We start from the raw sequence: 5,150 nt of genomic DNA, 5'->3' as shown, positions 1-5,150 counted from the left end.
TTTTTTCCCACCCCCCCCCCCCCACCCCCCCTGCCGCGCGGCCTCGGGGGCGCGGAGATGTTAATAACACCCCGCCCACCGCCGCGCTGCCCCGGATGGAGCGGGGCGGGCGCCTCGTCTACGTGGGTGCCGGGACGTCCGGCCGGCTGGGCGTGCTGGACAGCGTCGAGCTGTACCCGACCTTCTCCTGGCCGCACGACCGGGCCGTCGCGCTGCTGGCCGGCGGGACGGATGCGATGTTCGTCGCCGTCGAAGGTGCCGAGGACGATGTGGACCAGGGCGCGGCCGATATCCGCAACGCGAACGTGGGGCCGGACGACGTCGTGCTGGCCGTCGCCGCATCGGGCGCGACGCCCTATGTGCTGGGCGCCCTGCGCGCCGCGCGGGCGGCCGGGGCGCTGACGATCGGTTTTGCGAACAATCCGGAGGCGCCCGTCACTGGCGAAGCCGAGATCGGCGTCACCCTGGACACGGGCCCGGAAGCCATCTCCGGCAGCACGCGTTTAAAAGCGGGCACGTCGCAGAAGATCGCGCTGAACACCTTCTCCAGCGCTTTGATGGTGCGTTTGAACAAGGTTTATGGCAACCTGATGGTAGACTTGAAGGCGACCAATGCCAAGCTGGTCCGCCGTGCCATCCGCCTGACGTCGTTCGCGACCGGGGCGGACGAGGCGGCGGCCCGCGTGGTACTGGCGCAGTGCGACTTCCATGTCAAGGTCGCGATCGTGGCCTTGTCCAAGAACATCCCTGTCGAGCAGGCGCGTGCCCTGCTGGAGAGCGCACGCGGCAGCGTGCGCGCCGCCCTGGCCGGCTGACGCGGCGCGGGCCCCAGCAACGCCCGCCGGCCGACGACGAAAGAACATGCAGACTACGCAATCCAAGAACCCGTGGCTGTGGGTGCCCTCGTTGTATTTCGGCCAGGCCATCCCCTACATCGTCGCCAACAGCCTGTCCGTCATCATGTACAAGGACATGGGGCTGTCCAACACCGACATCGCCTTTTATACGAGCCTGCTGTACCTGCCCTGGGTGATCAAGCCGCTGTGGTCGCCGGTGGTCGACCTGTTCGGCACCAAGCGCGGCTGGACGGTGTCTCTGCAACTGGTGCTGGCCGCCGCGTTGGGGGCCGTCGGCGGGACACTCCACTTGCCGTCGTTCTTCATGATCAGCCTGGCGGTCATGTGGGTGATGGCCTTCGCGTCCGCCACGCACGACATTTCCGCCGACGGCTTTTATATGCTGGGCCTGCGCCAGCAGCAGCAGGCCGCCTATGTCGGCGTGCGCTCGACGTTTTATCGGCTTGCGACACTGGCCGCGCAGGGACCGCTCGTGATCCTGGCCGGCCATCTCTCGACATCGTTGGGCGACGTGCACCAGGCGTGGAGCATCGTGTTCTTCGTGCTGTGCGGGCTGTTCTTCGCCTTGTGCGCGTGGCACCAGGCCGTGCTGCCGCGACCCGACACCGACCACCGGGCGACCGAGGGCAAGGAGGGAATCACTAAGCCCCTTGCCAGCTTCTTCGCCACCTTCGCCAGCTTTTTCCGCAAGCGCGACATCTGGCTGATCCTCGGTTTTATTCTGACGTTCCGCCTGGGCGAGTCGCAGCTGTTGAAACTCGTCGCGCCATTCCTGAAAGACCCGGTCAGCGCGGGCGGCCTGGGTCTCACGACCGAGCAGTACGGCACCGCCTACGGCACCATCGGCATCATCGCGCTGACCATCGGCGGCCTGTTCGGCGGTTACCTGATCTCGCGCCTGGGCCTGAAACGCTGCCTGTGGCTGATGGTCTTGGCCGTGCACTTGCCCGACCTTGTGTTCGTGTACCTGTCGTCCGCGCAGCCGCAGAATTTCGGCGTCATCTGCGGCTTCCTCGCGATCGAGCAGTTCGGCTATGGTTTCGGTTTCACCGCCATGCTGATGTACATGATCATGGTGTCGGAAGGCCCGTACAAGACGGCCCATTACGCGATCTGCACGGGCCTGATGGCACTCGGCATGATGGTGCCCGGCATGTGGAGCGGCAAGCTGCAGGAGATGATCGGCTACCAGCATTTCTTCGTCTGGACGTGCCTCGCGACGATCCCCGCCTTCGCGATGGCGGCCCTCGTCAAGATCGATCCGGAGTTCGGGAAGAAGTGAACAATAACCGCCTCGTGTCGCTCGACGCCTTCCGCGGTTTTACCATTGCCGCGATGGTGCTGGTCAATAACCCGGGCGACTGGGGCCATCTGTACGGACCGCTGGAACACGCGAAATGGAACGGCTGGACTTTTACGGACTGCATCTTCCCGTTCTTCCTGTTCATCGGCGGCGTGGCGATGGCCCTGTCGCTGGGCCGCCTGGCAGCAGCCGGTGCCGACAGGCCCCGTTTGCTCGCCAAGCTGGCGAAGCGCGCGCTGCTGATCTTCCTGATCGGCTTCCTGCTGAACTTCATGCCGTATTTCAATATCGACAAAGTGCGCATCCCCGGCGTGTTGCAGCGGATTGCGCTGTGCACGTTGCTGGCCGCGCCCATCGTCGTGTATTGCGGCTGGCGCGCGCAACTGGCCATCATCGCGGGCGTGCTGGCGCTGTACAGCGTGCTGATGCTGTACGTGCCCGTGCCCGGCATCGGCGCCGGCGTGCTGGAGCCCGGGCAGGACTTCGGCGCGTGGGTCGACCGCACGCTGCTGGGCAATCACCTGTGGGTGCAAGCTAAGACGTGGGATCCGGAAGGCATCGTGTCCACGTTGCCCGCGCTGTGCAGCCAGCTGTTCGGCGTGCTGGCCGGCCGCTGGCTCGCGTCGAGCGTGGACCGCACGCGGCAGGTGGTGGGACTGGTGGTCGCCGGCATCGCGTGCGTCGCGATTGGGATGTTTCTCGGTATCATTCTCATGCCGATCAACAAGAGCCTGTGGACACCGTCGTACTGCTTCCTGATGACCGGCCTGGCCTGCCTGGCATTTTCCGCATTCTATTGGCCGCTGGACGTGAGCCCCTCTTCCCGTGTACGTACGCTGGCGGCGCGCTGGACTCTTCCGTTCATCATCTACGGCATGAACGCACTGTTCATCTTTGCGTTTTCCGGATTTGTCGCGAAAATGCTGGGCTATGTAAAATTCGCGCAGCCGGACGGCAGCCAGCACACGCTGGGGCAGGTGTTGTACGCGCCGATCGCCGCGTTGCCGGTCGGTGCCGTCAATACGTCGCTGCTGCATGCCGTGTTGTTCGATGCGTGCATGTTCCTCGTCGCGTGGGGCATGTGGCGCAAACGGTGGTTCGTCAAAGTCTAGGAGTTGGTGTTGCAACCTGATCAAAAACGACGCGCATTCGCGTTCGCGGGAGTCGCCGGTGCGCTGGCGATGGGCGGCCTCATGTCGGGCTGCAGTTCGACGCCTCCGCTGGTGAGCAACGTCCCCGCCGGCGACGAGCCGCCGCCCGCCCCGCGTGAATTCCGGGCCGCCTGGGTGTCGACCGTCGCCAACATCGACTGGCCCAGCAAGCCGAACCTCTCCGCCGACAAGCAGCAGGCCGAAGCCATCGCCATCCTCGACCGCGCCAAGGCGCTGAACCTGAATGCCATCGTGCTGCAGGTGCGCCCATCCGCGGACGCCATCTATCCGTCCAAGCTGGAACCGTGGTCGGAATACCTGACGGGCCTGCAGGGCCAGGCGCCGCAGCCATGGTACGACCCGCTGAAATTCTGGGTCACGCAGGCGCACGCGCGCGGGCTCGAGCTGCACGCGTGGTTCAACCCGTACCGCGCCCGCCACAACGGCGCCCGCTCGCCGGCCGCGCCGAACCACATCACGCGCACGCATCCGGCCGCCGTCAAGACCTACGGCAAATACCAGTGGATGGACCCGGGCGAGGAAGCCGCCGTCAAGCAGACGCTGGACGTCGTGCTGGACGTCGTGCGCCGCTACGACATCGACGGCGTCCACATCGACGATTATTTTTATCCGTACCCGATCGAGGCCCCGACGGCGACCGGTGCGGAAGGCGCGGCGCTGGAAGGCCGCACCGCGAAGGCCGAGCTGGATTTTCCCGACGAACCCGCGTGGCAGCGCTACGTGGCCGGCGGCGGGCGGCTCGATCGCGCGTCGTGGCGGCGCCAGAACGTCAACCGCCTGATCGAAGCGATGTACGAGGGCATCCACCGCGAGAAGAGCTGGGTGCGCTTCGGCATCAGCCCGTTCGGCCTGGGCCGGCCGGACCGCCGCCCGCGCGGCATCGTCGGCTTTTCGCAGTACGACAAGTTGTATGCGGACGCCGAGACGTGGCTTCAAAATGGCTGGCTCGATTATTTCTCGCCGCAGTTGTACTGGGGCATCCGCCAGCCGGGCCAGGCGTACGACGTGCTGCTCGATTACTGGCTGACGCAGAACCCGAAAGGCCGCCACGTGTGGCCGGGCCTGTTCACGAGCCGCGTCGGCGCGCCGACGAAGGAGTATCCGCCGCAGGAAATCCTCGACCAGATCGACCACACGCGGGCGCGTCCGAACGCGAACGGCCACGTGCACTTCAGCATGGCGCCGCTGATGGAAAACCGCAAGGGCATCAGCGACCAGCTGCGCACCGTGTCGTATCCCGGGCCCGCACTCGTGCCCGCGACGCCGTGGCTCGGCAACGAAGGGCCCGGCGCGCCGTCCGTCGCGGCCGTGCGCAAGGGGCCGTCCGTGTATTTGAAACTCGCGGCCGGCAAGGCCAATGCGATGTACGCGATCTGGTCGCGCTTCGGCAACCAGTGGCGTTTCGCCGTGGCGCCCGCATCGCGCGTGGACTGGGCCGTGCCCGACGATGCGAAGCTGGGCGCGGCGGATGCCATCGTCGTCAGTGCCGTCGACCGTCTCGGCAACGAAAGCCCCAGAATCGAAGCGTGGCGCAAGGCATAACCTTGGGTCATGCATTGCACGCCACCATTCATTCGCCCGATGAGCGCCTGACGGCGTACACTGGCGGATGATCATGATCGATTCGCAACCCGAACCTATACCGCCGAGTCCGAGTCTCGCTGGCAGCCTGGGACTCGGCATCGACGCCGGCGGCACCGAGACATCTACGGCATGAACGCACTGTTCATCTTTGCGTTTTCCGGATTTGTCGCGAAAATGCTGGGCTATGTGAAATTCGCGCAGCCGGACGGCAGCCAGCACACGCTGGGGCAGGTG

The 5,150-nt window shown here is 65.7% G+C and carries 4 protein-coding genes; all 4 read left to right on the top strand.

Annotated features, from left to right (window positions below; genetic code table 11):
• On the top strand, positions 1-815 hold an 815-nt coding region (locus ACEN88_RS23975; RefSeq protein ID WP_413343691.1), incomplete at its 5' end, for an N-acetylmuramic acid 6-phosphate etherase.
• A 46-nt stretch (positions 816-861) separates the two neighbouring features.
• Entirely contained in the window at positions 862-2,139 is a 1,278-nt protein-coding gene (locus ACEN88_RS23970; RefSeq protein ID WP_413343690.1) for an MFS transporter, read from the top strand.
• A complete protein-coding gene (locus ACEN88_RS23965; RefSeq protein WP_413343688.1) occupies positions 2,136-3,272 on the top strand; it encodes an acyltransferase family protein in 1,137 nt (378 codons plus the stop codon). Before ACEN88_RS23970 ends, ACEN88_RS23965 begins: the two co-directional genes overlap by 4 nt.
• Positions 3,273-3,281: 9 nt before the next feature.
• Positions 3,282-4,874 carry a glycoside hydrolase family 10 protein gene (locus ACEN88_RS23960; protein ID WP_413343686.1) on the top strand — a complete coding sequence of 531 codons (1,593 nt, stop codon included), beginning with the start codon at positions 3,282-3,284 and terminating at the stop codon, positions 4,872-4,874.
• Positions 4,875-5,150 lie beyond the last annotated feature (276 nt).

Origin of the sequence: Massilia sp. CT11-108, from assembly GCF_047302915.1 — a bacterium.
GTDB classification, from domain to species: domain Bacteria; phylum Pseudomonadota; class Gammaproteobacteria; order Burkholderiales; family Burkholderiaceae_D; genus Telluria; species Telluria orientalis.
The sequence above is the reverse complement of the archived record's forward strand: the minus strand, read 5'-3'. Positions and strand labels throughout refer to the sequence as shown.

Coding starts and splice junctions, on each gene's coding strand:
- ACEN88_RS23970 (WP_413343690.1), top strand. CDS start 862: ATGCAGACTACGCAATCCAAGAACCCGTGGCTGTGGGTGCCCTCGTTG.